Genomic DNA, 25,563 nt, shown 5'->3' with positions numbered 1-25,563 from the left:
GCCACCTTCGGCGCCCCGGGCCAACGGTCCCCTCCACCCCCTACCCTCGGAGGGTGAGCCGCGACGTCGTCCTCGACCTGGCCTCCGTCGGTGCGACCGACCTCCCCCGGGTGGGCGGGAAGGCGGTCGGCCTGGCGGCCCTGCTGGGGGCCGGCGCCACCGTGCCCCCGGGGTTCGTGGTCACCACCGACGCCTACCGGTATGCCGTGGGAGCCGCGTCGTCGGCGCCCCAGGTGCTGGCGGCCCCGGTGCCGGAGGATCTCGCCGAGGCCGTGCGCACGGCATACCGGGACCTGGGCGGCGGGCCGGTCGCGGTCCGCTCCAGCGCGACCGCGGAGGACCTGCCGGGCGCGACCTTCGCCGGTCAGCAGGACACCCTGCTGGACGTCGAGGGCGACGAGGCCGTGCTGGGGGCGGTGCGTCGCTGCTGGGCCTCGCTGTGGTCGGAGCGGGCGGTGGACTACCGGGAGCGGCTGGCGATCGACCCGGCGTCGGTCGCGATGGCCGTGGTCGTCCAGCGCATGGTGCCGGCCGAGGCGGCGGGCGTGCTGTTCACCGCAGACCCGGTGAGCGGGCGCCGGGACCGCGTGGTCGTCGACGCCGCGCGGGGGCTCGGCGAGGCGGTCGTGTCCGGGAGCGTGACGCCCGAGCACCTCGTCGTGGGGGAGGACGGCGAGGTGCTCGAGCGCAGGCCCGGCGGCGACGGCGGCCCCGTGCTGACCGACGCGCAGGTGGCCGAGCTGGCCACGACCGGACGCGCCGTCGCCGCGCACCTGGGGCGCCCGCAGGACGTGGAGTGGGCGCTCGACGACGGCAGGTTCGTCCTCCTGCAGACGCGGCCGATGACGGCGCTGCCGCCAGCTCCGGTGTCGCTGAGCAGGATCCAGCGGACCACCGGACCGGTGCTGCTCGAGCTGCTGCCCCGACGACCCCTGCCGCTGGAGCTGACCGCCTGGATCCGGCCGGTCATGGGCCGGCACGTCGAGGGGATAGTGGCGGAGGGGGCCGGGCTGCACGTGCGCTTCGCCGACGTCCTGCTGGCCGACGACGCGGTGGTGCGCGAGTTCGTCCCGCCCGCGCCGCGACCCACCGTCCGGACCCCTGCCCGGGTGGTGCGCTCCCTCGTCCGCGGGCTGCGCGGACGGCCGGAAGCGTGGGCCCGGGACCCGCGGCTGGCCGGCTACCGGACGGCGGTGGAGGCGCTGGACGCGCTCGACCCGACGGAGCTGACGTGGGAGGAGCTCGTCGCGGTGCCCCGGCGGGCCGCCGGGCTCGTCGACGTGATGACCGCCCTGCGGGCCGGGCACCTCCCGGCCGCCTTCGTCGCGATCGGGCGGCTCCGGCTGGCCTGCGTGCTGACCGGCCGCGGCGGGCTGTTCGCCGACCTGCTCCTGGGAGCCCCCACCCGGACACGCGCAGCAAACGACGAGCTCGCGGCGCTGGCCCGCGGTGCGCAGGAGGTTCCCGGCCTGCCGGAGCTGCTGGAGCGCGCGGACCCCGTGACCATGGCGGAGGTCCGCGCCCTGCCCGGTGCCGACGGGTGGGGCGAGCGGCTGCGGCACTTCCTGGCGACCTACGGGCACCGGGAGACCACGAGCCTGCTCCTGCTCCGCGACCCCACGTGGGGAGCCGCGCCGTCGACCGTGCTGGGGCTCGTCCGTGCCCTGCTCGCCGACCGGGACCGGCCGCAGGACGCTGCGCGGAGCGGTCCCCCGGCCCTGACGGCGGCCGGCGCCCTGGGCCGGGCGGCCGAGCGGGCCGCCGCCGGCGTGGCGCTGCGGGAGGACACCCACTTCGAGCTCACCCGCACGATGCCGGCGGTGCGCCGTGCGCTGCTCGAGGCCGGGCGGCGGCTGGCCGCCACCGGCGAGGTGGACGGTCCCGACGACGTCTGGTTCCTCACCCTGGACGAGTTGACGGCCAGGGGGGACCTGCGCGGGGCTGTGACCCGGCGGCGCGCGGCATACCAGGAGCTGGCGGGCAGCCCCCTGATCGCGACCACCACCCTCTACCCCCGGCCCCCGACCTCCGCCGAGGTCCTGGCGGTCGGGACCCCGGCGGGTGGCGGCCGGGCGACCGGACCGGTCCGCGTGCTCGCGGGGCCGGCGGAGTTCGGGCGGCTGCGGCCGGGGGAGGTGCTGGTGTGCGCGTCGACCAACCCGGGGTGGACGCCCCTGTTCCAGCGCGCCGCGGCCGTCGTCGTCGACCACGGCGGAATGGCCTCGCACGCGGCGATCGTGGCCCGGGAGTACGGCATCCCCGCCGTCATGGGCACGGGCAGCGGCACGCTCTCCCTGGTCGAGGGCGCCCGGGTGGTCGTCGACGGCGACCGCGGAGAGGTCCGCGCGGCTCCGCCGGAGCACCTGTGACGGGTCTCACGTCGGAACGCCATCTCTGCAGATCACGGAAAGATCACGGATAGATCACGAGCAATTCTGAACGGACCCTGACAGGGTGCTGTTTGCTATTCCCAGGGTGAGACCGCACGGTGGATGACCGAGCCACCTACGGGTGGCCGTCCCATGTCACCGGTCCCGTCGGTGGGCGTGGGTCCAGAGCATTCGACCCTGATCCCCGTACTTCGTGAGGTACCCCCATGAGCTCCATGCACCGCACCCCCCGCACCCGTTCGCTCCGCGTGTCCTCCGTGGCCGCCGCCGCCGGTCTGGCCACCATCGCCGGCATCGGCACCGCGGGCTCGGCCTCGGCCGCCGACGGCGCCACCTGGGACCGCGTCGCCCAGTGCGAGTCCGGTGGCGACTGGTCCATCAACACCGGCAACGGCTTCTACGGCGGCCTGCAGTTCGTCCAGGGCACCTGGGCGGGCTTCGGCGGCCTGGACTACGCGCCGCGCGCCGACCTGGCCAGCCGCGCGCAGCAGATCGCGATCGCCGAGAACGTGCTGGCCGTCCAGGGCCCCGGCGCGTGGCCGGTCTGCTCCGTCCGCGCGGGTCTGACCGCCGGCGGCTCCAGCGCCCCCGCCCCGGCGCCGGTGGAGCAGCAGGCTCCGCAGCCCGCCGCCGAGCCGGTCGAGCAGGCCGCCCCGGCCCAGCCCGCCGCGCCGCAGGAGCAGGCCCCGGTCGAGCCCGCCGCGCCCGCCGCCCCGGTCGAGCAGCCCGCCCCGGCCCAGCCCGCCCCGGTCCAGCCGGCCCCGCAGGCCGCTCCCGCCCAGCCGGCCCCGCAGGCCGCCGAGGTCGCGCAGGCCGTCGCCGAGCACGTCATCGAGCGTGGTGAGACCACCTCGCTCATCGCCCAGAGCTACGACAGCACCGTCTCCGAGCTGGTCGCCCTCAACGACCTCGCCGACGGCGGTCGCCTCATCTACGCCGGCGACGTCATGCTCGTGCCGGCCGACGCCGTCGGTGGCGGCACCGTCACCGTCGAGCGCGGCGACACCCTCGCCGCCCTGGCGCAGGAGCATGGCACCACCGTCGAGGCCCTGGTCGCCGCCAACGGCATCGCCGACGCCGACCTGATCGTCGTGGGCCAGCACCTCGCCGTCGGCTGACCGAGCCTCTCCACGGCGCCGTCGACCCCGTCCCGACGCCGCTGCACACCCCGATCCGCCCCCGCACCCAGCGTGCGGGGGCGGATCGGTCGTAGTGTGGGCAGATGGGCCTGTTCGACCGCGTCCGCCGCGCCGCCTCCGACCGCCAGGAGCGTGCCCAGCACGCCACCGAGACCCGGGTCCGGACGCTGCCCGACCCGGGGGAGGTCCCGACCGAGGAGCTGCCCCTGACCCCCGAGTCGCGCAAGATCGGCGAGGAGGAGCGGGAGGGCATCGACGCCGGGCTCGCGGCCCTGGCCGAGGAGGGGGTCGACGTCGACGACCTCGTCTCGGTCGGTGCCGGCCTGGACCGGGCGCTGACCGGGTGGCTGGCGGACAAGGGGGAGGACCACGACGCGATCGTGGACCGCTACGCGATCGGCATCGGGGAGCACCTCCACCGGCACACCGACCTGGCCTGGGAGGTCGTCACCGACGTGTTCGGCACCGACCTGGCCGTGGCCGCCGGCGACTTCGTCGTCGTGCCCAGCAACCTCGTGGCGGTGCGTTGGATGCGCCGCGAGAGCGGCTGGGTGCCCGGGGTCGTGGGCCACATCGTGGAGGTCCGCAGCCGCTGAGGGGTGCCGCCAGGGACTACCGGCCCTCGGCCAGCAGCTGCGGCACGGTCGTGAACCCGTAGCCCATCGCCCGCAGGTCCTCGATCATCCCGGGCAGCGCGTCGGCGTCCAGCGTCGAGCCGTCCTCCGGATGGGCGCCCACGTGCATCAGCACGACCTGGCCCCGGCGGGCGGTGTCGCGCACCCGCTCCCGGACCACCGCCGTCGTGATCCCCCCGCTCGTGCCCTGCCACCCGAGCGTGTCCACGGTCCAGCGGATCGGCACGTACCCCTCGGCGTTGACCACCTCGACGTCCAGCGGCGTGCGGTCGCCGAACGGGAACCGGAACAGCGGAGCCGTGGCCCGGCCGGTGAGGGCGGAGATGGCCGCGTCGGCCCGCACGAGCTGGTCGTGGATCTGGGCGTTCGTGGAGTCCGGGAAGGAGACGTGGGTGTCGCTGTGGTTGCCCACCGGGTGACCCGCGCGGGCGATCGCCGTCACACCCCCGGGGTAGGCCCGGGCGAAGTCGCCCGTGACGAAGAAGGTGGCCGGCACCCCCTCCTGCGCCAACGTCCCCAGGATCGAGGAGAGTGCCGCGTCCGAGGCGCCGCCGTCGAAGGTCAGCGCGACGACCGCCCGGTCGGTGTCGAACGCCTCGACGTCCAGCCCCGCCCAGGCGCCCACCGTCACCGCCGGATCGGGGGCCGGGGTGGTCGGCGGAGGTGCGGGCGGCGTCGTCGGTGCGGGCGGTGCGGTGGTCGGCGAGGGGGAGGGGTATGGCGTCGGCGTCGAGGTGGGCGTGGGGCCCGGTGGAGCGGGAGAGCTCGGAGGCTCCGGGGCCGTGGTGGCCGTGGGGCGCCCGGGGGACGGTGAGGGGGTGGGGCTCGCTCCGTCGGGCGTGGCCGACGGCGCCGCGGTGGGCGGTGCGGTCGGGGAGGTCGTGGGGGCCACGTCCGCCGGTGTCCCGCCGTCGCCCCCGCAGGCGACGAGCGTCGCGGCCAGCAGCACGGGCAGGAGCGCGGGGAGGACCCGGCGTCGGCGCGAAGGACCGGTCATGGTGCACCTCCCGAGGGCGGGCACGCCCTCCCCTCCAGTGTGCTCCTCGGCCGGTCGGGGGCACCAGCCTCGGACGGCGGGGGCGGACGTGTCGTCCGCCACAGCGCCGCCCGTCAGGCGGCGGCTGCGCCCCGGCCGCCGCCTGACCGCTTCTCCACCCGCCGCGCGACCCGCTTCTGCCAGACCCGGAAGACCCAGGCGGTGGGCACCTCGCGGCCGGTGGCCACGTACTCCACGGCGGCGTCGTGGAAGACGGTCGTGCGCACGAGCGCCAGATCGTGCTCCTTGCCCAGCAGCAGCAGGGTGTCCCCCTCCTGCAACGGCTTGTCGAGGGAGGGGGTGAAGGTGCGGCGGCCCTCGCGGACCAGCACGGCCGGGTAGACCGCCAGCCGGACCGTCCGGTCGTCGGGGTCGCGCAGCAGGTCGCCGATGGTCAGCTCCTGGGTGCGCATCCACCGGATGGCGGCTGGGGTGCTGCGCTGGTCGATCTCCACGCGGGTGCTCACGGGGGTGGCGTCGCCGACCACCGAGACGATCTCGTCCATCACCTGCGCGTCCCAGTCGTCGTCCTCGTGCAGCACGTGGTCGATGAAGCTCCAGTAGTTCGGCGAGGTGATCCGTGCCACCGCCTCGCGGGCGAGCAGCTCGGTCGGGACGAAGACCGAGTCGGCGTCGAAGGCACGCAGCGGAGCGTGGTTGACGGCCGAGCTCTGCCGGACGGCGATGAAGAGGTTGTCGTTCTCGATCCGCGCGTGTGCGGCCATCGCCATGTTGACGATGTCCGACTCCGCACCGGCGATGAAGCCGACCGCCTCGCTGACGTCGGGCCGCCCGTCGGCCGGGTCGACGAGCACGACGTCCAGGCCGGCGCTCTCCAGGTCGCGGGTGACCTCGAAGCCGAAGGTCCCGTCCGCGCAGACGACCCAGTGCCCGTCGGTGAGGTGCTCGAGCTTGTGCGGCAGCTCCGAGCCGCGGGGGCTCATCAGCCAGGAGGCGAGCCGGAAGCCGGACGGTCGGCGCAGCGCCATGACGAGGTAGGCGCCGTAGCGGTCGAAGGGGTTGATGACCACGTCCGCGGCGAAGTCGTGCATCTGCTGGGCGTGCTCGCGGTCGCTGCACCGCGCGATGACCATGAGCTCGGGTCGCAGCAGGTTGACCGTCATGACGACCGAGAGGTTGGTCTCGTCGTTGTCCGTGAGGGCCAGCACGGCCTCGCAGTTCGGGTGGCCCAGGCCGGCCATGCCGAGGATCCGCGGGTCCCGACCGCTGGCGGCCATCGCGGGCACGTCGGTCGTGTACTCGTCCAGCGCCAGGTGCTCGATCCGCTCCGACTCGCTGTCCAGGACGACGAAGTTGCGCCCCTGGTCCTCCAGCGCCCGGCACACCGCCTCCCCGGCCTGCCCGTAGCCGACCACCAGCACGAACGGCTCCTGGATCGCCCGGACCTTGCGGGTGAACTTGTTGAGCGCCAGCGCCCGGCGGAAGGTCTGCTCCTGGGCCAGGGACAGCAGGGCCGCGATCGAGTAGGACCAGGCCACGACGCTGGCGTAGATGGTCAACGTGACCCAGATCCGCTGCGGGTAGGAGAAGGCGTGCGGCACCTCGCCGTAGCCGATCGTCAGGCCGGTGTAGCTGATGACGTAGAAGGAGTCGAACACCGACAGTCGATCGGGGTTCTCCTCGGTGCCCGGCATGAACGAGAGACCGAAGGTCATCACCGCGAAGACGGACACCAGGACGACCAGCGGTGTGCGCACCCGGCGCAGGATGAGGAAGACCGCGTCCGTGCCCGCTGGCTCCGAGGGCACGTCGACCCGCACCCGGCGCAGGCTGTCGGGGCGGGAGCGGGCGGGGGTCCCGCCTCGGAGGAGCTGGAGCAGGTTGGCCATGGGGTATGCCGTGCAGCCGGTCCGGCGGGCGCGTCAGCGGCGCCGGTAGGAGACGGTCTCCATGATGAGCAGGATGACCGAGACGAAGTTGGCCAGGAGCGCCCCGGCGGCGATCGAGACGACGCTGGCCATGTGCTCCCCGGTCAGCCCGCCGGCGTCGACGTGCGAGCCCCAGATCCACACGAGCGCCGCGATGATCAGCTGGATGCTCGCCACGAGGCTGGTCGCCAGCTGGACCGCGCCGATCTGGGTGCGGTCGCCGAACTTGAGGATGGTGGCGATGATGTTGACGGCGACGGCCGCGTAGAGCTCGTAGACGTTGTGCAGCCTCGGGTTGTCGATGTCGCCCACCACGTACCCGAAGTTCAGCGTCGCGGCCAGCAGCACGAAGAAGCCGAAGACGACCTTTTCCCGATTCACGACCCCGACCATACTCGCCGCTGCCCGGCCGGGGCGGGTCCACAGGCCGGGGAGGGTCCACGGGCCGGAGCGGGTCCACGGACCCGCGGGCGGGGAGCGGGTCCGTCGGTGCTCGTGGCTAGCATCTCGGCCATGGATCTGGGGAGGGCGGCGCGGATGGCGCGCGAGGTGATGGACGAGCACGGGTTGGACGGGTGGGCCTTCGACTTCGACCGGGCCCGGGTGCGGGCCGGTGCGTGCCACTTCCGCGACCGGCGGATCACGCTGAGCCGGGCCATCACGGCCGTCCAGGACGAGGCCGAGGTGCGCGAGACGGTGCTCCACGAGGTGGCGCACGCCCTCGTCGGGCCGCTCCACGGCCACGACGAGGTCTGGCGCCGCACCGCCCGGTCCCTCGGCGCGAGCGGTGACCGGTGCTACACCGCGGACGGACCGGTCGTGCCCGGGCGGTGGCAGGGTCGGTGCGCCGCGGGGCACGTCGTGCACCGGCACCGTCGTCCGGACCGGCTGCTGCTCTGCGCGCGCTGCCGCGGCGTGGCCGACCGCGACCGGGCGCTGCGCTGGAGCCTGGACGGACGGCCCGTCCCGCCCGAACAGCTCGGCCCCCAGGTCGTGCAGGGCTGGCGCCGGCTCACCGACCCCCCGGGTGGCGCTCCCGCCGACGGGCGACCCCCGGGCTCGCTGCGGCCCGGCGAGCTGGTCCGGATCACTGCTCCCGGCCGCTACCACGGGACGACGGCCCGGGTTCTCTCGCGCGGACGCACCTGCTACACGGTGCAGGCGCCGGGCGTGCGCCTGCGCGTGCGGTTCGAGGCGGTTGACGGGGTGGAACCACCACGTCGTCGTCGGCGAGGTCCTGACGAGGGACGGTGGGCAGGACCACCGTCCTGGGTGGCCCACCCTGAGCAGGACCGCCGTCCTGGGTGGCCCGACCCGAGCAGGACCGTGACCAAAGCGTGACCATGTTCCCCCGACGGGAACCGGCCCGGCTGAGTAGGGTCGGAGTCATCTCGTGCCGGTCGATGCGCGCCCTCCGTCCTGCGGTCGTGACGTCCGGCACCGTGAGGAAGGAGCCAACGGTGGCGAGTTCACGTGCACGACGCGGCGTGGTGACGGCCCTGGCCGTGACCGGGGCCCTGACCCTGACCGGATGCCTGCAGAACCCCGACCCGGACGCCGGGGGCGGTGGGTTCGGAGCGCAGAGCTCCCCCGATCCCGGCGACGGGTCGGTGACCGTCCTGGGCGCCTTCGGAGGCGCCGAGGAGGAGCTCTTCGTCGAGTCCCTCGCCGTCTTCGAGGAGGAGTCGGGCATCGACGTGGTCTACACCTCCGACCAGGACTTCACCACGACGATCCTGCTGCGGGTCAACTCCGGCGACGCGCCGGACGTGGGCCTCTTCCCCCAGCCCGGCGGCGTCATGCAGATGGCGGCCGACGGGCAGGTCATCCCGATCGACCAGATGATCGACTACGACGCCCTCGACGCGACGCTGGTCTCCGGCTTCCTCGACTCCGCCCGCTACCAGGGGCGCGTCTACGCCGCCCCCATGCGGATGGCGGTCAAGTCGATCGTCTGGTACCCCAAGGAGGCCTACGAGGAGGGCGGCTGGAGCACCGAACCGGCCTCCCTCGATGAGCTCGACGAGATCGCCGAGCAGATCAAGGCCGACACCGACGCGGCGCCGTGGTGCATCGGCTGGGAGTCCGCCCAGGCCACCGGCTGGGTCGGCACGGACTGGATCGAGGAGTACATGCTCCGTCTGCACGGCCCGGACGTCTACGACGACTGGATGTACGGCCGGATCCCGTTCGACGACCCCCGGGTCGTGGAGGCGTTCGAGGCCTATGGCGAGCTGGCCAACGAGGAGGGCAACGTCCTGGGCGGGACCACCGCGATCCTGTCCACGCCCTTCGCCGACGCCATGGCTCCGGCCTTCCAGCCCGAGCCGGACTGCTACCTCATGCGGCAGGGCAACTTCGCCACCACCTTCTTCCCCGCGGACGTCCAGGAGAACCTGGACGAGGAGGTCGGCATCATGACCTTCCCGCCGGCCGAGGACGGGTACGACGGGCAGCCGATCCTGGGCGGAGGCGACCTCGCGGCCGCGTTCAGCTTCGACGAGGACACCGTGGCGCTCATGGAGTTCCTCACCTCCGACGAGTTCGGTGGCCCCTGGGCCGAGGCCGGCGGGTGGCTCTCGCCGCACACCTCCTTCGACACCAGCCTCTACCCCGACGAGACCACCCGGCAGATCGCCGAGATGGCCTACACCGCCGACGTCTTCCGCTACGACGCCTCCGACGTCATGCCCAAGGAGGTCGGCTCGGACTCCTTCTGGAAGGGCATGGTCGACTTCCAGAACGGCGCGTCGGCCGAAAAGGTGACGGCGCAGATCTGGGAGACCTGGCCGGAGGCCCAGCGGCAGGTCGACGGCGAGTCCGAGGACGAGTGAGACCATGACCTCCTCCCACTCGACCCCACCCGTGGGTCACGACGTCCCCGAGGACGACCCCCGGGTCGACGACGCCTCGCCCGAGTCGACGGTGCCCGACGACTACGGTCTGCAGCCCGTCAGGCTGCTCATCGGGGTCGTCGGCATCGGCCTGACCCTGTGGGCGCTGTTCAACCTCTTCTTCGCCTTCGCGTGGTACCCCCAGTGGTTCTTCGACAGCAAGATCCTCATGGGTGTCCTCGGCCTGGCGGCCGGCGTCGGCGGGGCGGCGGTGCTGTTCTGGTTCATCAACGTCGCGGTCGAGGCGCTGCCCCGACGGCTCGAGCACGGGCTGATCCCCTACGCCTTCCTCATCCCGGGCTTCTCGCTCATCGCGCTGACGCTGTTCTACCCGACGATCCAGACGATCAACTACTCCTTCGCCAACCGGGACAGCACGGAGTACCGCGACCCGATCTTCGCCAACTACCTCGACCTGTTCGACGACCCGGGCTTCTGGTCGGCGATCATCAACAACATCCTGTGGATCGCGATCGTCCCGGCGATCACGGTGGCGCTGGGCGTGGTCGTGGCCGTGCTGGCCGACAAGCTCTCGGCCAGCAGCGAGAAGTGGGCCAAGAGCTTCATCTTCCTGCCGATGGCGATCAGCTTCGTGGCCGCCTCGGCCATCTGGCTGACGACGGTCTACGCCTACCAGGCGCCGGGTCGTCCGCAGACCGGGGCGCTCAACGCGATCGTCACCCAGCTCGGCGGACAGCCGCAGAACTGGCTCTCGATCGACACCGCCCGGCTCAACAGCATCCTCCTCATGGTCATCCTCATCTGGCTGCAGACCGGGTTTGCCATGGTGCTGCTGTCGTCCTCGATCAAGGGTGTCCCCGAGGACACCATCGAGGCGGCCCGCATCGACGGTGCCAGCGAGTGGCAGATCTTCTGGAAGGTGATCATCCCGCAGATCAAGGGCACGATCATCACCGTGTTCATCACCATCCTCATCCTGGTGATGAAGGTCTTCGACATCGTCTACGTGCTGACGAACGGCCGGGACAACACCAACGTGATCGCCAACCTCTTCTTCAACGAGATGTTCGCGCGCGGTCAGGCGGGCCGGGCCACGGCCATCGTGGTCATCCTGCTGCTGGCCGTTATCCCGATCCTCATCTACCAGGTCAAGCAGTTCCGCGAGCAGGAGGCCATGCGATGAGCACGCAACGACTCAAGGGACGGCTCAAGGACGGGCGTCGCCGCAGCCCGGTCGCGATGGTCGTGATGCTGCTGCTGGTGATCCTGTGGTCGCTGCCGACGGTGGGTCTGCTCGTCACCAGCTTCCGCACCCGGGACGCCGCGGCCACCTCCGGGTGGTGGGAGGCCTTCTGGAAGGGCGGCTGGACCGCGGACAACTACGCCCGGGTGTTCGAGCAGGCCGACCTGGGCAACGCGTTCATCAACGGGGTCATGGTGGCCGTGCCGGCGACGATCATCCCGATCATGTTCGCCGCCTTCGCCGCCTACGCGTTCACGTTCATGGACTTCAAGGGCAAGGACATCATCTTCATCAGCATCGTCGCGGTGATGGTCGTGCCGATCCAGGTGGCCTTCCAGCCGCTGCTGGACATGCTCGGCCCGCGCGGGTGGGGCATCTCCGGTCAGTACCTCGCGGTCTGGCTGCTGCACACCGGGTTCGGGATGCCGCTGGCCATCTACATGCTGCGCAACTACATGGCCTCGCTGCCGTTCAGCGTGGTCGAGTCGGCGCGCATCGACGGGTGCTCCAACTTCCAGATCTTCTGGAAGCTCATCGCCCCGATGGCCATGCCGGCGATGGCAGCGTTCGCCACCCTGCAGTTCCTGTGGGTGTGGAACGACCTGCTCATCGCCAAGCTGTTCCTGTCCAACGACAACACGACGGTGATCGTGAAGCTCCAGCAGCTGCTGGGCACGCAGGGTCAGGGCGCCGAGCTGCTGACCGCCGGGGCGTTCATCTCCATCGTGCTGCCGATGATCGTGTTCTTCACGCTCCAGAACTTCCTGGTCCGTGGCATGACCTCGGGAGCGGTCAAGGGCTAGCCCCCCTCCGCACCGGCCCGACGGCCGTCCGCAGCTCCGGCTGCGGGCGGCCGTCCCGCGTGACCGGCGGGTCCCCCGGCGGTCTGCGGCACGTCGGGCCACCCGGCCGGTCCGGCTGTGGTGTCATGGCGGGGTGAGCCGTGACCTTCCGTGGCCCTCCGCCCTGCCGGCGTCCGCGCGCGCTCGTCTCGAACGGACGCTGGCGCCCCTCCCCGAGCACCGACGGACCACCTTCGCCCTCCGCGTGGCCCGCTGGTGGGACGACCTCGTCGAGGGGCTCTCGCCCTACTCCGACCCGGCCGGGGTGGCCGCGCGCGTCCTCGAGCTGGCCGCGGCGGCATACCTCGACCGCGAGGAGGAGCTGCACCTGCTGGACGAGCGGCGCTCGCTGGAGCCGGACTGGTTCCAGCGGCCCGGCGTGGTCGGCTACGCCGCCTACGCCGAGCGGTTCGCCCCCGAGGGGACGCTGGCCGGGGTCGCGCGGCACGCGGACCACCTGCGGCAGCTGGGCGTGTCCTACCTGCACCTGATGCCGCTGCTGCAGCCGCGTCCGGCGCCCAACGACGGAGGCTACGCGGTCGCCGACTACCGACGCGTGCGCGAGGACCTGGGCACGATGGAGGACCTGCGCTCGCTGACCCGCTCGCTGCGCGGGCAGGGCATCAGCCTGTGCCTGGACCTGGTGCTCAACCACGTCGCCCGCGAGCACGCGTGGGCGCAGTCCGCGCGGGCCGGCGACGAGCGCTATCGCCGCTACTTCCACGTCTATCCCGACCGGACCACCCCGGACGCCTACGAGGCGACGCTGCCGGAGGTCTTCCCCGACTTCGCCCCGGGCAGCTTCACCTTCGACGAGGAGGTCGACGGCTGGGTGTGGACGACCTTCAACAGCTACCAGTGGGACCTGGCCTGGGAGAACCCGGACGTCTTCTGCGAGGTCGCCGACGTCATCCTCTTCCTGGCCAACCAGGGGGTGGAGGTGCTGCGCCTGGACGCGATCGCCTTCATCTGGAAGCGGATGGGCACGGCCTGCCAGAACGAGCCGGAGGTGCACCAGCTCACCCAGGCGCTGCGGGCCGTCAGCCGGATCAGCGCACCCTCGCTGGTCTTCCTCGCCGAGGCCATCGTGGGCCCGAACGAGCTGGTGCACTACCTCGGCCAGGGGCGGCACCACGGCAAGGTCTCCGACCTCGCCTACCACAACAGCCTCATGGTCCAGGTCTGGTCGATGCTCGCCAGCCGGGACTCCCGGCTGGCGGAGCGGGCCCTCAGCCGCTTCCCGCAGGTGCCGTCGACGTCGGCCTGGATCACCTACCTGCGCTGCCACGACGACATCGGGTGGGCGATCGACGACGACGACGCCCGCTCGGTGATGGTCGACGGCTGGGCGCACCGCAAGTTCCTCTCCGACTACTACTCCGGCGAGTTCGAGGGGTCGACCGCCGAGGGCCTGGTCTTCCAGCACAACCCGGCCACCGGTGACCGCCGCATCTCCGGCAGCGCCGCCAGCCTGGTCGGGCTCGGCAGCGCCCTGCGGCGCCTCGACGTCGCCGTCGACGAGGAGGGCTTCGAGGAGGCGGCCCAGGCCGTGGACGTGGCCGTCGCCCGGTTCTTGCTGGGGTACGCCGTCGTCTACGGCTGGGGCGGTGTCCCGGTGATCTGGTCCGGGGACGAGATCGCCCAGCTCAACGACGAGCACTGGGACGAGGTGCCCGAGCACGACGGGGACAACCGTTGGGCCCACCGGCCCCGGCTGGACTGGGGGTGCGTGGAGGAGGCACGGAGTGACCCCGGCTCCGCGGTCGGCCGGGTGTGGGCGGGTCTGCAGCACCTCGCCCGGGTGCGGGCCTCGCTGCCGCACCTGCACGCCTCGTGGCCGGCCGAGACGGTGGCCGCGCCGGACCCGGGCGTCTTCGTCGTCCTGCGCCGTCACCCCGTGGGGCCGATGCTCCAGCTGTACAACGTCACCGAGCAGCCGCGCACCGTGCCCGCCTGGTGGGTGCGCGAGCAGGCCATCAACCTCGACGGGGCCGTGGACGCGCTCAACGGCTTCCCGCCCAACCTCACCGACGACGGGTCGGTCTACCTGTCGACCTATCAGCCGGTCTGGCTCGTGCGCCGCTGAGCACGACGCGGCCGCACAGGTGCCGTGCCGCCGGTTCTGGGGCACCCGTGCGGCTGAGGGTCCTCCGCGGGGGGACGGCAGAACCCCGCGGTGGAGACAAGGGTGTCCACCGCGGGGTTCTGGTCAGGGGCGGGGTGTCAGCGACCGCCGAACAGCTTGCCGAAGAAGCCGGCGCCGGCGCCGGCGCCGACCTCCTGCTGGTGGCCGGAGCAGCGCTGGGAGCTGGGCACGCCCTTCATCACCTGGTCGACGTGCTGGCCGCAGCCAGCCCAGGTCGTCTTGCCACAGGTCTTGCAGTTCACGGCACGGCACATGGATAGGGTCCTCTCGACGGGGTGATCGGGTGCGATCTGTCGTCCAGAATACCCCAGGGGGTATACGTGGTGCAAGATCGCGTCCCGCGCGGCGGAGCATCGACCGGGCGGGGTCGGGGCACTCTCGGCCGGTTCCTGACACGGGGACGGCCGCCTCCCTGCGGGAACGCCGGGACGCTGGTCAGGAACCGGCTGCAAGTGCCGGGTCTCGTCGTCGGGCCGGGGTCAGCCCTCCGCGATGACGACGAAGTTGGCCTCGGTGTGCCCGTCGGCCTGGTAGCCCAGGACGGGGTCGCAGGTGATGATGGCCAGCCGGGGGACGTCCGGGTGACCGCCCCAGACCGTCAGCGAGCGGGCAAGGGCGTCCTTGTCGACCGCCGACGTGCTGGTCACGGTGAAGGAGCGGGTGGAGCCGTCGGCGTAGCCGACCTCCACGACGTCACCCGCGCCCACGGAGGGCAGCTGGGCGAAGGCGTCCGGCGTGCCCTCCCAGGTCACGTGGGCAGCGACGACGGAGGTGCCCACGTCACCGGGACGGACGCGGCCGTTGCCGGTGAACCAGATGATCTCGTTGCGCCCCGGGTTGATCGTGCCGTCGGGAGCCAGGCCCTGCGGGACGATGGCCCCGTCGACCCCGCCGCTGGCGATGCGGATCCAGGCCGGCTCGTCCACCGGCCGGTCGACGGCCCCCGCGTCCGCCCCGCCGCCGGGGGCGGCGGGGGCGGCGGGCGAGCCGCCGCCGGACGTCGGGGCGCCCGCCGCGGTCGATCCCGGTCCCGCGGCGGAGGCGGTCCAACCGTGGACGCCGACCGACCCGGCTGCTGCTTCGTCGGCAGGGGTCGCGGCCTGGTCGGTCGACCCGGTCGGCCGCTCTCCCGTCGACGTGGCCGACGGCGCTCCCTGCTCCTCGGACGTGAGCGGACCCGTCGACGTCACCGGTGGTGTCGAGGTCGAGGCGAGGGTCGGCTGCCCGTCGCGCAGCAGCGTGGAGAGGAGGAGGGCGGCCGCCACCAGGGCGACGACCAGTCCGCCGACCACGAGGACCAGCGGGGGGACCGCGCCGTGCGCGCGGTCCCCCCGCCGACGACCTGACGGCATGTCGCCGCTCAGTGCTCCTGGCCGCGGCGACGCAGGCCGAGACCGGCGAGCGCCAGTCCAGCGGCAGCGACGGCTGCCAGCGGCAGCACCGCGTTGACGCCCTTCGTCGGGACGTCGGTCTGCACGACGGGGCCGACCGGCGTGCCGGCGTCGTCACCGGGGCCACCGGGGGTGCCGGGCTTGGCCGGGTGGGTCGGCTCGGCGGGCTTCGTCGGCTCGGCGGGCTTCGTGGGCTCGGGCTCGGTGGGCTCGACCGGCTTGGTCGGCTCCGCGGGCTTCGTGGGCTCGGGCTCGGTGGGCTCAGGCTCGGTGGGCTCCTCGGGAACGTCACCCGTGCAGGCGATGACGTGCGAGATCTCCTTGCCGGACTTGTGCTCGAGCGTCTTGCCCGCCGCGACGTTCAGCTTGACGTCGTCCGGGTCCTCGGTCGACTGCTCGGACCCGGCGTTCAGGATCACGGCCACGTAGTCCACCTCGGCGGTCCACGTGCCGTCGTTGTAGTCGTCGGCCACCTTCTCGCACTCCACGTTGGTGAACCCGTACTCGGCGTACTCACCGTCCGGGTCCATCAGCACCGGCTCCCACCAGCCCGCCTGGTTGGGGGTGTGCGTGTCGGCGTGGGCGATCGTGCCACCACCGGCGACGAGGAGGCCGACGGCGATGGCGCCGACCCCGCGACGGAATGTCGTGCTCATGTACTTCCCCTTGCATCGTGCGCCTGTCGGCGCGTGTGTCGTTGTGGCACACCCCAGGATGTGCATGGCACACCGGAGGTGTACGGACGTCGGTGGACCCCCACACCTGGTTCGGATCGTACCCAACATCGGTGGCCCCGTCGCACCGGAAGGCCGGGCCTGGGGATGCCGCTGGCTAGGGTGTCGCCCATGAAGCTCGCCGACCTCGTCGTCGCCCTCGATGCCCAGCTGGCCGACACTGTCGACCACCCGCGGGGGCTGGAGGTGACCGGGGTCAGCCACCAGGCCGCCTGGATCCGGCCCGGCGACCTGTTCGTGGCCGTCCGGGGGGCGCGCTTCGACGGGCACGGCTTCATGGACGAGGCCATCGAGCGCGGTGCGGTCGCGGTCGCGGGCGAGGGGCTGCCGCCGGGGTCGGCCTGCAACGTCCCCTACCTGACCGTGGGCGACGCCCGCGCCGCGCTGGCCGACGCCGCCACCGAGGTGATGGGCCGTCCCAGCGACGCCCTCACGGTCGTCGGGGTCACCGGCACCGACGGCAAGACGACAACGTCCTGCCTGGCGCTGCACCTGCTGCGTGCCACCGGGGCGCAGACCGGCCTCCTGTCCACGATCGGCTACGAGCTGCCCGACGGGGTGCTGCGGCAGCCGCCGTCCCACTTCACCACCCCCGAGGCGCCCCAGGTCCAGCACATCCTGCGCGACATGGTCCGGCACGGCGCGACCGCCGCCGTCGTCGAGTCCTCCAGCCACGCGCTGGCGCTGGACCGGGTGCGGGGCGTCTCCTACGACGTGGCCGTCTGGACCAACCTCACCGGGGAGCACCTGGACTTCCACGGCTCGATGGAGCAGTACTTCGCCGACAAGGCCAAGCTGGTCCGTCGTGCCGCCCACAGCGTCCTCAACGTCGACGACGGGCCCTGGTTCGACCAGCTGGTGCCCCTGGCGACCGGGGGCGGGCGCACGTGCACGACATACTCCGCGGAGGGGACGGAGGCCGACTGGCGCGCGACCGACGTGCAGGAGGGGGCGTCGGAGATCACCTTCACCGTCCACGGGCCCGAGGGGGAGATGCCGGCGCGGCTGCCGATGATCGGCCGCTTCAACGTCGCCAACGCCCTCGCGGCCATGGCCGGGGTGGCGGCCACCGGCGTCCCCCAGCGGGCCGTGGTGGAGGCGCTGGCCTCGTTCGGCGGGGTCGCGGGTCGGATGGAGATGCTCGAGCGCCAGGATGGTGATCCGCGGGTGATCGTGGACTTCGCGCACACGCCGCCGAGCCTGGACAAGGCCCTGGAGACCGTCCGCGTGACGACGGAGGGGGACCTGTGGGTGGTCATCGGTTCCGCCGGGGGACCGCGGGACCCCTCCAAGCGTGCGCCTCTGGGGGCGGTCGCCACGCTGCGCGCCGACCGGGTCGTCTTCACCGAGGAGGACCACCGGGACACCCCGCTGCGGGACATCCTGGCGGAGATGGAGCGCGGCGCCCGCGAGGCCACCCCTCCGCGGGAGAACTTCGTCTCCGTCGGGGACCGGCGGGAGGCGATCCGGTATGCCGTGCGCGAGGCTTCCGCGCAGGACACCGTGCTCCTCGCGGGCAAGGGTCCGGAGGAGACCTTGGAGCGGGACACCACGACGATCCCCTGGGCCGAGATCGAGGAGGCCCGCGAGGCGCTGCGGCTGCGCAGAGGCGTCTGAGGCAGCCGTCCTGGGCGGCGTGACCGACAGCAGGACATGGCTCCTGCAGCGGGTTGCAACCCGCTGCAGGAGCCGTTTCCCGCTGTAGGTCGTCGGGGCGGGTCGCTCCCGTCGCCCCTGTCGCCCCTGTCGCCCTCGGCCGACCTCAGCCGTCGAAGGCCGCCAGGACCTCCTCGCGGGGGACCTCGGCGACCGAGCCGTGCGTCCAGCGCGGGGTGCGGTCCTTGTCGACCAGCTGGGCGCGCACGCCCTCGGCGAAGTCGGGGTGCCCGGCGAAGGTCGCCCCGAGCCGCAGGTCCTGGGCGAGCACCTCCTCCAGCGTCATCGACGCCGCCCGGCGCAGCGCCTCCAGGGTGACCGCGACCGAGAACGGTGACCGGGCGCTGACCGTCCGGGCGGCCTCCTGGGCGGCCGGGTCGGGGTCCTCGCGCAGGCGCTGGACGATCGCGGCCGCGTCGTTACCGGCGTAGCACCGGTCGATCCAGGCGCGGTTCTCCGCGAGCCAGGAGGTCTCCTCGGGCTGCCCGACCGCCTCCGCCACCTGCGCGGCGGTCGCACCGGGCCGCTCCCGTAGGACCTCCAGCACGCTGTCCTGGGCGTGCGAGGGCACGAGCGCGTCCGCCATCCCGAGGACGAGGGCGTCGGCCCCGCCGACCGGCTCACCCGTGAGGGCCACGTGGGTGCCGGTCTCCCCGGGGGCCTGGGCCAGCGGGTGGAGCCCGCCCACGTCGGGGAAGAAGCCGATGACCACCTCCGGCATCGCCAGCCGGGTCCGTTCGGTGGCCAGGCGCAGCGACCCGTGCGCGGAGACCCCGACACCCCCGCCCATGACGATCCCGTCCATCCAGGCGACGTAGGGCTTGGGATAGGAGGCGACGAGGGCGTTCACCGCGTACTCCGCCCGCCAGTAGTCGACCGCCTCCTCCTGCTGTCCGGCCAGCACCGCCTCGCGCAGGGCCCGGACGTCGCCCCCGGCGCACAACCCGCGCTCGCCGGCCCCGTCCAGCACGACGGCGGCGATCCGGTCGTCGTGGGCCCAGGCGGTCAGCTGCTGGTGCAGGGAGTCGATCGAGGCCCGGTCCAGGGCGTTGATCGCCCGCGGCCGGTTGAGGCGGGCGCGCCCGAGGGGGCCGTCCACGGCATACAGCACCTCCGCCCCCTGGCCGGGTGCGGGCTCCCAGGACAGCTGCTCCTCGCCGTGGCTCATGCCGGCCCACTGTAGCCACGCACGTAGACTCCCCGGCATGGGCAAGGCATCACGCAGGAAGCGGCAGACCGACGGCGCACCGAAGACGAAGCGGGCACCGTTCGTCGCGCGCCCGTTCGAGGGGCTGGCCGACGAGGCCGACTGGGTCGCGATGCGGGAGATCCTGCCCGCCGCCACGGCGACGATCACCGTCGTCGCGCCCGAGGGACTCGAGGTCGACGGGACGGCGGTGCCCTCCGGGAAGCGCGAGGTGACGCTGGTGACGGTGCTCCCGGGGGCGATGCCCGCCGTGCACCGCGACAACGGCGACGTCCTCGTGGCGATGCAGTCGCGCACCTCCAGCGGCGACGCCTCCCGCGACGTCGCGCAGTCCCTGCTCACCGCCCTGGTCTCCGCGCCGGGCAGCTCGGTCACCTCGGTGCGACCGGCCACCGCCGACACCCCCCGGATGCAGGACCTGGTGGCCGAGGGGCAGCGCCTGGAGGTGCAGGTGCAGGAGGACTTCGGCTTCTGGCTCGGCGAGGACGCCACCGAGGAGCAGCGGGCCGCCCTGGAGCAGATGAACGAGAACGCCGTGCCGATGGAGCGGGTCGAGGGGGCGCCGTCGGCGTACTGGTGCCTGATGACCGGCCGCGCCTACGTCCGGTGGATCCTCGGCGAGGACGAGGACACCGCCACCCGCGCCGTCGCACGGCTGCAGGCGGCCGGTGAGCACACGCTGGGGGAGGACACCAAGCTGCTGGGGGCGTTCCGCGCCAACGGGCTGCTCGTGCCCGTCATCGAGGTCGACCCGCAGGCCGAGCCGTCCTCCCACGCCGAGGCGCTGGCCGCGCTGCAGGGCCGTTACGAGAAGGCGGCCGCCTCCGACGAGCCGCTGACGCTGCCGGAGCGCAAGGCCCGCGACGGCCTCGTCTCCCGGCAGGTCACCCTCCGCTGAGACGGGGTATGACGTGGGGCCGGGAACGGCGTCGACGGGGCCCGGGCAGGAGCCTGCCCCGCGCGTGACGGCTCCCGTCCCGCAGGCGCAGGACCTGTCCGATGCCCCGGGCCTCCTCGATGACCCGGGCCTCGTCGACGCGCTGGGCCTCGATGCCCCGGGCATCGTCGACGCGCAGGACCCACATCTCCTCCCGGAACCGCAGGGTCCGTCCGACGTGACCGGCCTCCCTGTCGGGGTGGTCGCCGTCGTGCCCGCCAAGGACGAGGAGGAGCGGGTCGCGGCCACCGTCGAGGCCCTTCGCCGGGTGCCGGGGGTCCTGCACGTGGTCGTCGTCGACGACGGGTCCATCGACCAGACCGCGGCCGTGGCCGAGTGGACCGGTGGGGTCGAGGTGGTCCGGCACGACCGCAACCGGGGCAAGGCGGCCGCCATGACGACGGGGGCGCAGGCAGCCGGCAGGCTCGTCCCCGGAGCCCCGGTGCTCTTCGTGGACGCCGACCTGACCACGTCCGCCGGCAACCTCGGCCCGCTCGTCGCGGTCGTGCTGGACGGGACCGCGGACATGACGATCGCCGTCCTGCCGCCGCAGGACCGGCCCGGGGGCGGCTTCGGGGTCGTGGTGCGCACCGCCCGGGAGGGGATCCGCCGGCTGACCGGCTGGGCACCGACCCAACCGCTCTCCGGTCAGCGGTGCCTGACCCGAGAGGCGCTCGACGACGCTCTGCCGCTGGCCCACGGCTGGGGGGTCGAGGTCGGGCTGACCGTGGACGTCCTGCGCGCGGGGGGACGGGTCATGGAGGTGCCGTGCGAGCTGCACCACCGGGTCACCGGCACGGACTGGAGCTCGCAGGTGCACCGCGCCCGCCAGCTGGCCGACGTCACCCGGGCCCTCGCCGAGCGCACCGGACCCGCCGAGCGGGCGAAGGAGCAGGTCGAGGAGCTGCGGGACGCCGGGGCCCGGCGCATCGCCGGGACCCGGTCCGCCGGTGCGGCGCGCGCCCGGGCGGCCCGGACGTCCGCTCGGTCGGCGGTGTCCTCCGCAGCCTCAACCGTGGCGTCGAGGGTCGACCGCGGCCGACGCGCCCTTCCCCGCCCGCCCCGGCGCGACGGCACCTGGCACGAGCTGTAGGTCCTCGCCGGTCCCACCGGCCGGATCGGGAGGTCCGGCACGACCGGCCAGGTCGTCGGGGTCGACACCGACGCCGAGGAGGCTGAGCGCGCCCGCCAGCAGCACCGTCAGCGCGAGCGCCACGACGGCGATGCCGGAGTCGTTGAGCACCCACCCCAGCACCATGGTGACGACCCCGGCCACGAGCGCCCGGTACATCCCCTCGTGCCGCCACAGCGCCGCCGCCCACCCGGGCCGCCGCCGCACCGCGACGGCGAGCAGCACGAGGGCGAGCACCGCCAGCCAGGACAGGGGGTAGGCCAGCAGGATGCCCAGGGACTGCTCCAGCTTGCGGGTGACCACCTCCAGCGCGGTGCCGTCGAGCACCCGCTGCACGAAGTCCCCCAGGTGCGTCCGCCGCCCCGGGCCGCGGGTCCAGTCCAGCAGCATGACCGTGGCGGCGACGCCGAGGCCGGCCAGCCCGAGCAGAGCCAGCACCCCGACGGACCACCGGACCCGCAGCGCCGCCAGCGCCATCAGACCGGTCGCGACGACGAGCGCCGGGACACCCCCGAAGTCTGCACCGGCCTGGGGGGCGGCGTTCAGGACCACGGCCGCCGCACCGAGGGCCAGGACGACGGCCGCGGCGCGTCGGCTCCCGTCGGACCGGGCGGTGCCCGGTCGGCCACCGTCCGGCCTGGCCGCCGCGGCTCGGACACCGTCCCTCCTGGCCGCCGCGGATCCGACATCGTCTTTCCTGGTCGCCGCGAATCGTCCACCACCGGTCGCGGCTGCGGCGGGTCCCGTTCCGTCCGTCCCGCTCGGGCGGGGTCCCGGCCCGATCACCGCGGCGGCCAGCACGAGGTAGGAGCCCAGGACGATGCCGAACCCCACGTTCCCCTGCCCGTAGAACCGGCCGGCCGACACCGGTTGCAGCCCGAGCACCGACACCAGCCCCAGCCGGGCCGACCAGAGCAGGTCCGTGCCGACCACGGCGAGGGTCACCGCGGCCACGACGGACGCCGGGCCCAGGGGGTACCACCGCCACGGGCCGGCCCAGGACAGCGCCGTCAGCAGGCCGACCATGACGAGCACGCCGACGGCGAGGGCGGTGACCGGGAGGGGGAGCTCCCACCACGGCACCGGACCGGTCAGGAACGTGGCGACCGGGATCGCCATCACCGCCGTCGCCACGACCGCCGTACCGGGAATCCGCGTGCGGGATCCGGTCCGCTGCCGACGCCCCCGGACGACGCTCACGACCAGCAGGACGAGCAGCACGGCGGCAACAGCCCCCAGCACCCACGGCGCCCCTGCCTTCGCCAGCGTGATCCCCGCCGCCAGGGCCCTCGCGTCCTCGACGTGGCCGGGGTCGGGGACGTCCGCGGCGTCCCGCGACCCCTCCTCGACCGCCACGGCCGGCTGACCGGCGACGGCGTCGGGGAAGGGCTCCTCCACGCCCGCCAGGTGCAGCACGGTCGCGGTGAGGTCGGTGAGCTGGACCAGGCTGCGTTGCTGGGTGGAGCCCGACGTGAGCGCCGATCCGCCCTCCGACGACCCGGCCGCGTGGACGACCAGGGCCATCGCCTCGGCCCGCTCCTCGACGTGACCGAGGCCGGCGACGACGACCGTGGCGTCGTCCGGCAACCCCTCCACGATCTCGGCCACGGCCTCGGTGTCCGCCGGTGCGGTCGACAGGAGGTGGACGGAGCAGTCCGCGACCAGGTCGGGGGACGGGCTCGCGTCGTCGCCCTGCCCTCCTGCCCCCGTCCGGTATGCCGACACGCGGCCGTCCGCGTCGGCCGCCGCGAGCGCGGCGAGCGGGTCGTAGGCGGCCACGCAGGAACCGTCGCCGAGCATCTGGTCGGCGAGGGTTCCGAGCTCGGTCCCCAGCGAGCGGCGTGCGGCCTGGTTGGTCCACCGCGCCCAGGAGGCGGCGTCGACGACGGCCCCGTCGCCCTGCGGTTCCACGAGGTCCTCGGGCAGCACCGGGACCGAACCGTCGGTCCCGGCTCCGTCGCGCAGCTCGGCGTCGACGCAACCGTCCACGTCCGTGGCGGCCCGCTGGCCGGCGCCCAGCGTCAGCCAGGCGTCCGCGGCGCAGGTCGTCTCGTGGATGCCACGCAGCACGAGGGCGGCGGCACCGCCCTCGGCGGCGAGCGTCGGGAGCGCGGAGGCCGCCGACGGGGCAGGGCCGTCCCCGTTCCCGTCCTGGAGGGCAGGAACCAGGTCCCAGGTCAGGCCGGGGACCCCGACGACGACCACCGGCCCCGGTGCCGGCGGCGGTGCTGCCGGCGGAGCCTGGGCTCTGGGTGCCACCCCGACGGCCGCCAGCACGGCGGCGAGCAGCCACACGAGAAGGACGCCCAGCGCCAGGCCGGTCGCCCCCCGGCCCTGCCCGCTGCGTGCCACGCCACCACCTCCTCGGTCGTCGACCGCATCGTCCCACGGCCCGCCCGGGCAGGACCTGACGACGGTCGCTCCGGCTCGGTGGTGGCCGACGGGCGCTGAGTCCCCGTTGTTGCGTGTCGCGTGCTGCACGGGCCGGCCCAGCACGCGGGACACGCCGCAGCGGCAGCGCACGGTGCGCGACACGCCGGTGGGTGGGTGAGGAGGACGGCATACCCTCAGTCCGTGGACCGACCCGACCCCGAGACGCTGGCCTGGATCGCCGCTGCCGTCGCAGTGCTGGCGCTGCTGCTCGCCGCGGTCGCCTGGCGGCGCCTGCGGGTGCTCGACCGTCAGGTGCGCAGGCTGGTGGCGGCCGGGGTCCCCTCGACGCCGGAGGGGGATCGGCTGACGGCGGTCGAGGAGGAGACGGCCCGGCTGGGCGCGGAGGCCTCCCAGGCGCTGCGGCACGTGGCGGTCGTGCGCTACGACGCCTTCGGGGACATGGGCGGGCGGCTGTCCTTCAGCGCGGCCGTCCTCGACGACACCGGCGACGGCCTGGTGATCAGTTCGATCCACGCGCGGGGGGAGAGCCGGACCTACGCGAAGGGCATCGTCGACGGGGGGTCCGAGGTGGTGCTGACACCTGAGGAGCGGCAGGCGATCGACGCTGCCCGGACCGGGTCGCCGGACTGATCCGCGCCGGCACCGACCCCTGGCCTCAGCTCAGCGCCGCGGCCTTCCGGTGGCCGTGGGAGCGCCGGTGGGACCGCTCCTGCGCGGGCAGGCGGACCACGAGGCTGCCCGGCTGGGTGAGCACCCGCATGGCGATCGCCTCACCGAGGGTGTCGCCGTCGATCTCGATCTCGACGGGCTTGTCGGAGACGACGCGCACCTCCTTGGCCTGCAGGTGGTCGACCCGGCTGTGCCCGACCCGCTGACGGGTCACCAGCTGGGCGAAGGTGGCGCCCCAGCCGACGATCCCCTCGGGGGAGAGCAGCACGGCGTCCACGCTGCCGTCGTCGGCGACGGCGTCGGGCAGCAGCTCCATCCCGCCCTGCAACCGGCCGACGTTGCCCACCACGACGCTGCGCACCTTGCGCCGCAGGGGCGGGCCGCCGTCGAGCTTGACGGCCACCGTGAACTGCGGGCCCTTGAGGTGCTGCAGACCGGCGACCAGGTAGGCCAGCCAGCCCACCCTCGCCTTGAGCTTCTCCGGCGCCGCGGCCATCACCTCGGCGTCGAAGCCGAGGCCGGCCATGACGAGGAAGACGTGCTCCTCGCGGACGTCCTCGCTCGAGCGGTCGTCGACGGCGTCGGAGAAGTCCAGCGTCTTCGCCGGGTCGGTCTCGTCCGCGACCCGGGCGGCGATCTGCGCCGACGTCGGGCGCACGAGGTCCAGGTGGCAGGTGTCGATCCGGGCGTCGTGCCCGGTGAGGGCGATCCGCAGGCACTTCTCCAGGGAGTCGACCGGCAGGTCCAGGTTGCGGGCCAGCAGGTTGCCCGTCCCTCCCGGCAGCAGGCCCATCGCGACGTCGGTGCCGGCCAGCTCGGCACCGACGGTGCGGACCGTCCCGTCACCGCCCAGCGGGCAGACGAGGTCGACGCCCTCCTCGACGGCCTGCCGGGTCTGGCCGGTCCCGGTGTCCTCGGGGGTGGTCTCCAGCCACAGCGGGTCGGCCCACCCCTCCTCGTGGCAGATCTTCGTCACCAGGGCCCGGACCTTGTCCACGTCCTCGAACTTGGTCGGGTTGACGACGATGGCCGCGCGGCGGCCACCCCCCTGCTCGTGCTCGCTCACTTCGTGCCCTTCTCGGAGTCGGTCGTCGGGGACGTGCTCGGCGGGTCCGGAACGGACCGGCGCCCCCGCCCGGCCGGAACCGGCCGGACCGCCCTCGCCTCGGTCACCGCGAGCCAGGCCGCCAGGGCCGTGAGCCCGGCGACGAGGAGGACGGCGACGGCGAGCATGACCCAGCTCGGTTCGCTCTGCATACCTCCACGGT

Annotated in this window: 23 protein-coding genes; 12 read left to right on the top strand and 11 right to left on the bottom strand. The window is 73.7% G+C overall.

Features of this window, described 5'->3' with window-relative positions; all coding sequences use genetic code 11:
* Window positions 1-53: 53 nt before the first annotated feature.
* The 3 genes from ACWHYA_RS03835 to ACWHYA_RS03825 all read left to right on the top strand — a co-directional run bounded on the left by ACWHYA_RS03835 (window position 54) and on the right by ACWHYA_RS03825 (window position 4,125).
* Entirely contained in the window at window positions 54-2,369 is a 2,316-nt protein-coding gene (locus ACWHYA_RS03835; RefSeq protein ID WP_425943023.1) for a PEP/pyruvate-binding domain-containing protein, read from the top strand.
* A 227-nt stretch (window positions 2,370-2,596) separates the two neighbouring features.
* On the top strand, window positions 2,597-3,508 hold the full coding sequence (locus ACWHYA_RS03830) for a transglycosylase family protein (protein ID WP_425943024.1): 912 nt from the start codon (window positions 2,597-2,599) through the stop codon (window positions 3,506-3,508).
* Window positions 3,509-3,612: 104 nt separating this feature from the next.
* The gene (locus ACWHYA_RS03825) at window positions 3,613-4,125 is read left to right on the top strand and encodes a DUF3806 domain-containing protein (RefSeq protein WP_425943025.1); all 513 of its coding nucleotides are present in this window, start codon (window positions 3,613-3,615) and stop codon (window positions 4,123-4,125) included.
* Window positions 4,126-4,141: 16 nt separating this feature from the next.
* Here the strand turns inward: ACWHYA_RS03825 and ACWHYA_RS03820 are convergent, their stop codons facing one another.
* The 3 genes from ACWHYA_RS03820 to ACWHYA_RS03810 form a co-directional block, all read right to left on the bottom strand.
* Window positions 4,142-5,161 carry a polysaccharide deacetylase family protein gene (locus ACWHYA_RS03820; RefSeq protein WP_425943026.1) on the bottom strand — a complete coding sequence of 340 codons (1,020 nt, stop codon included), beginning with the start codon at window positions 5,159-5,161 and terminating at the stop codon, window positions 4,142-4,144.
* A gap of 113 nt (window positions 5,162-5,274) precedes the next feature.
* A complete protein-coding gene (locus ACWHYA_RS03815) occupies window positions 5,275-7,050 on the bottom strand; it encodes an NAD-binding protein (protein WP_425943027.1) in 1,776 nt (591 codons plus the stop codon).
* A gap of 33 nt (window positions 7,051-7,083) precedes the next feature.
* A complete protein-coding gene (locus tag ACWHYA_RS03810) occupies window positions 7,084-7,470 on the bottom strand; it encodes a DUF6394 family protein (protein ID WP_075958215.1) in 387 nt (128 codons plus the stop codon).
* Window positions 7,471-7,602: 132 nt separating this feature from the next.
* On the opposite strand from ACWHYA_RS03810, the gene ACWHYA_RS03805 reads away from it, so the two are divergent.
* The 5 genes from ACWHYA_RS03805 to ACWHYA_RS03785 all read left to right on the top strand — a co-directional run bounded on the left by ACWHYA_RS03805 (window position 7,603) and on the right by ACWHYA_RS03785 (window position 14,115).
* On the top strand, window positions 7,603-8,430 hold the full coding sequence (locus ACWHYA_RS03805) for a SprT-like domain-containing protein (protein ID WP_425943028.1): 828 nt from the start codon (window positions 7,603-7,605) through the stop codon (window positions 8,428-8,430).
* Between the two features lie 119 nt (window positions 8,431-8,549).
* Complete coding sequence (locus tag ACWHYA_RS03800; protein ID WP_425943029.1) at window positions 8,550-9,923, top strand: ABC transporter substrate-binding protein; 1,374 nt, start codon at window positions 8,550-8,552, stop codon at window positions 9,921-9,923.
* A gap of 4 nt (window positions 9,924-9,927) precedes the next feature.
* Window positions 9,928-11,127: a carbohydrate ABC transporter permease gene (locus tag ACWHYA_RS03795; protein ID WP_425943030.1), complete on the top strand. Its 1,200-nt coding sequence runs from the start codon at window positions 9,928-9,930 to the stop codon at window positions 11,125-11,127.
* Window positions 11,124-11,990: a carbohydrate ABC transporter permease gene (locus ACWHYA_RS03790; RefSeq protein ID WP_425943031.1), complete on the top strand. Its 867-nt coding sequence runs from the start codon at window positions 11,124-11,126 to the stop codon at window positions 11,988-11,990. Before ACWHYA_RS03795 ends, ACWHYA_RS03790 begins: the two co-directional genes overlap by 4 nt.
* Window positions 11,991-12,123: 133 nt before the next feature.
* A complete protein-coding gene (locus tag ACWHYA_RS03785) occupies window positions 12,124-14,115 on the top strand; it encodes an alpha-amylase family protein (protein ID WP_425943032.1) in 1,992 nt (663 codons plus the stop codon).
* Between the two features lie 137 nt (window positions 14,116-14,252).
* Here ACWHYA_RS03785 and ACWHYA_RS03780 read toward each other — a convergent pair whose 3' ends face one another.
* The 3 genes from ACWHYA_RS03780 to ACWHYA_RS03770 all read right to left on the bottom strand — a co-directional run bounded on the left by ACWHYA_RS03780 (window position 14,253) and on the right by ACWHYA_RS03770 (window position 16,222).
* On the bottom strand, window positions 14,253-14,429 hold the full coding sequence (locus tag ACWHYA_RS03780) for a hypothetical protein (protein WP_425943033.1): 177 nt from the start codon (window positions 14,427-14,429) through the stop codon (window positions 14,253-14,255).
* Between the two features lie 225 nt (window positions 14,430-14,654).
* Entirely contained in the window at window positions 14,655-15,527 is an 873-nt protein-coding gene (locus ACWHYA_RS03775) for a class F sortase (RefSeq protein ID WP_425943034.1), read from the bottom strand.
* An 8-nt stretch (window positions 15,528-15,535) separates the two neighbouring features.
* Window positions 15,536-16,222: a hypothetical protein gene (locus tag ACWHYA_RS03770; protein ID WP_425943035.1), complete on the bottom strand. Its 687-nt coding sequence runs from the start codon at window positions 16,220-16,222 to the stop codon at window positions 15,536-15,538.
* Between the two features lie 189 nt (window positions 16,223-16,411).
* Between ACWHYA_RS03770 and ACWHYA_RS03765 the strand changes: the two genes are divergently transcribed.
* Window positions 16,412-17,917 carry a UDP-N-acetylmuramoyl-L-alanyl-D-glutamate--2,6-diaminopimelate ligase gene (locus ACWHYA_RS03765; RefSeq protein ID WP_425943036.1) on the top strand — a complete coding sequence of 502 codons (1,506 nt, stop codon included), beginning with the start codon at window positions 16,412-16,414 and terminating at the stop codon, window positions 17,915-17,917.
* Window positions 17,918-18,062: 145 nt separating this feature from the next.
* On the opposite strand, the gene ACWHYA_RS03760 is transcribed toward ACWHYA_RS03765, so the two are convergent.
* Window positions 18,063-19,124: an enoyl-CoA hydratase/isomerase family protein gene (locus ACWHYA_RS03760; RefSeq protein ID WP_425943037.1), complete on the bottom strand. Its 1,062-nt coding sequence runs from the start codon at window positions 19,122-19,124 to the stop codon at window positions 18,063-18,065.
* A gap of 37 nt (window positions 19,125-19,161) precedes the next feature.
* On the opposite strand from ACWHYA_RS03760, the gene ACWHYA_RS03755 reads away from it, so the two are divergent.
* Window positions 19,162-20,061, top strand: a complete 900-nt coding sequence (locus ACWHYA_RS03755; RefSeq protein ID WP_425943038.1) for a DUF5926 family protein — start codon at window positions 19,162-19,164, stop codon at window positions 20,059-20,061.
* Here the strand turns inward: ACWHYA_RS03755 and ACWHYA_RS03750 are convergent.
* Window positions 20,048-20,248, bottom strand: a complete 201-nt coding sequence (locus ACWHYA_RS03750; RefSeq protein ID WP_425943039.1) for a hypothetical protein — start codon at window positions 20,246-20,248, stop codon at window positions 20,048-20,050. The genes ACWHYA_RS03755 and ACWHYA_RS03750 overlap by 14 nt on opposite strands.
* Before the next feature lie 30 nt (window positions 20,249-20,278).
* Here ACWHYA_RS03750 and ACWHYA_RS03745 point away from each other — a divergent pair, with 30 nt between their 5' ends.
* Window positions 20,279-21,193 (top strand): glycosyltransferase, encoded by a 915-nt coding sequence (locus tag ACWHYA_RS03745; protein WP_425943040.1) that lies wholly within the window; start codon window positions 20,279-20,281, stop codon window positions 21,191-21,193.
* Here the strand turns inward: ACWHYA_RS03745 and ACWHYA_RS03740 are convergent.
* Window positions 21,110-23,584 carry a hypothetical protein gene (locus ACWHYA_RS03740; protein ID WP_425943041.1) on the bottom strand — a complete coding sequence of 825 codons (2,475 nt, stop codon included), beginning with the start codon at window positions 23,582-23,584 and terminating at the stop codon, window positions 21,110-21,112. The genes ACWHYA_RS03745 and ACWHYA_RS03740 overlap by 84 nt on opposite strands.
* A 222-nt stretch (window positions 23,585-23,806) precedes the next feature.
* Here ACWHYA_RS03740 and ACWHYA_RS03735 point away from each other — a divergent pair, with 222 nt between their 5' ends.
* A complete protein-coding gene (locus tag ACWHYA_RS03735) occupies window positions 23,807-24,256 on the top strand; it encodes a DUF4446 family protein (RefSeq protein WP_425943042.1) in 450 nt (149 codons plus the stop codon).
* Between the two features lie 25 nt (window positions 24,257-24,281).
* On the opposite strand, the gene ACWHYA_RS03730 is transcribed toward ACWHYA_RS03735, so the two are convergent.
* Window positions 24,282-25,361 (bottom strand): diacylglycerol/lipid kinase family protein, encoded by a 1,080-nt coding sequence (locus ACWHYA_RS03730; protein WP_425943043.1) that lies wholly within the window; start codon window positions 25,359-25,361, stop codon window positions 24,282-24,284.
* Window positions 25,358-25,552 carry a hypothetical protein gene (locus ACWHYA_RS03725; RefSeq protein ID WP_425943044.1) on the bottom strand — a complete coding sequence of 65 codons (195 nt, stop codon included), beginning with the start codon at window positions 25,550-25,552 and terminating at the stop codon, window positions 25,358-25,360. The genes ACWHYA_RS03730 and ACWHYA_RS03725 overlap by 4 nt, the downstream gene beginning before the upstream one ends.
* Window positions 25,553-25,563 lie beyond the last annotated feature (11 nt).

The organism is Ornithinimicrobium carbonis (assembly GCF_977012275.1).
Note: the sequence above shows the minus strand (reverse complement) of the source record. Positions and strands in the feature narration are given on the sequence as shown.

Excerpts from the sequence above, each read along its gene's own strand:
- ACWHYA_RS03830 (WP_425943024.1), top strand. The coding sequence starts at position 2,597 with ATGAGCTCCATGCACCGCACCCCCCGCACCCGTTCGCTCCGCGTGTCC.
- ACWHYA_RS03825 (WP_425943025.1), top strand. The coding sequence starts at position 3,613 with ATGGGCCTGTTCGACCGCGTCCGCCGCGCCGCCTCCGACCGCCAGGAG.
- ACWHYA_RS03820 (WP_425943026.1), bottom strand. The coding sequence starts at position 5,161 with ATGACCGGTCCTTCGCGCCGACGCCGGGTCCTCCCCGCGCTCCTGCCC.
- ACWHYA_RS03815 (WP_425943027.1), bottom strand. The coding sequence starts at position 7,050 with ATGGCCAACCTGCTCCAGCTCCTCCGAGGCGGGACCCCCGCCCGCTCC.
- ACWHYA_RS03805 (WP_425943028.1), top strand. The coding sequence starts at position 7,603 with ATGGATCTGGGGAGGGCGGCGCGGATGGCGCGCGAGGTGATGGACGAG.
- ACWHYA_RS03795 (WP_425943030.1), top strand. The coding sequence starts at position 9,928 with ATGACCTCCTCCCACTCGACCCCACCCGTGGGTCACGACGTCCCCGAG.
- ACWHYA_RS03790 (WP_425943031.1), top strand. The coding sequence starts at position 11,124 with ATGAGCACGCAACGACTCAAGGGACGGCTCAAGGACGGGCGTCGCCGC.
- ACWHYA_RS03780 (WP_425943033.1), bottom strand. The coding sequence starts at position 14,429 with ATGTGCCGTGCCGTGAACTGCAAGACCTGTGGCAAGACGACCTGGGCT.
- ACWHYA_RS03775 (WP_425943034.1), bottom strand. The coding sequence starts at position 15,527 with ATGCCGTCAGGTCGTCGGCGGGGGGACCGCGCGCACGGCGCGGTCCCC.
- ACWHYA_RS03770 (WP_425943035.1), bottom strand. The coding sequence starts at position 16,222 with ATGAGCACGACATTCCGTCGCGGGGTCGGCGCCATCGCCGTCGGCCTC.
- ACWHYA_RS03765 (WP_425943036.1), top strand. The coding sequence starts at position 16,412 with ATGAAGCTCGCCGACCTCGTCGTCGCCCTCGATGCCCAGCTGGCCGAC.
- ACWHYA_RS03760 (WP_425943037.1), bottom strand. The coding sequence starts at position 19,124 with ATGAGCCACGGCGAGGAGCAGCTGTCCTGGGAGCCCGCACCCGGCCAG.
- ACWHYA_RS03755 (WP_425943038.1), top strand. The coding sequence starts at position 19,162 with ATGGGCAAGGCATCACGCAGGAAGCGGCAGACCGACGGCGCACCGAAG.
- ACWHYA_RS03750 (WP_425943039.1), bottom strand. The coding sequence starts at position 20,248 with ATGTGGGTCCTGCGCGTCGACGATGCCCGGGGCATCGAGGCCCAGCGC.
- ACWHYA_RS03725 (WP_425943044.1), bottom strand. The coding sequence starts at position 25,552 with ATGCAGAGCGAACCGAGCTGGGTCATGCTCGCCGTCGCCGTCCTCCTC.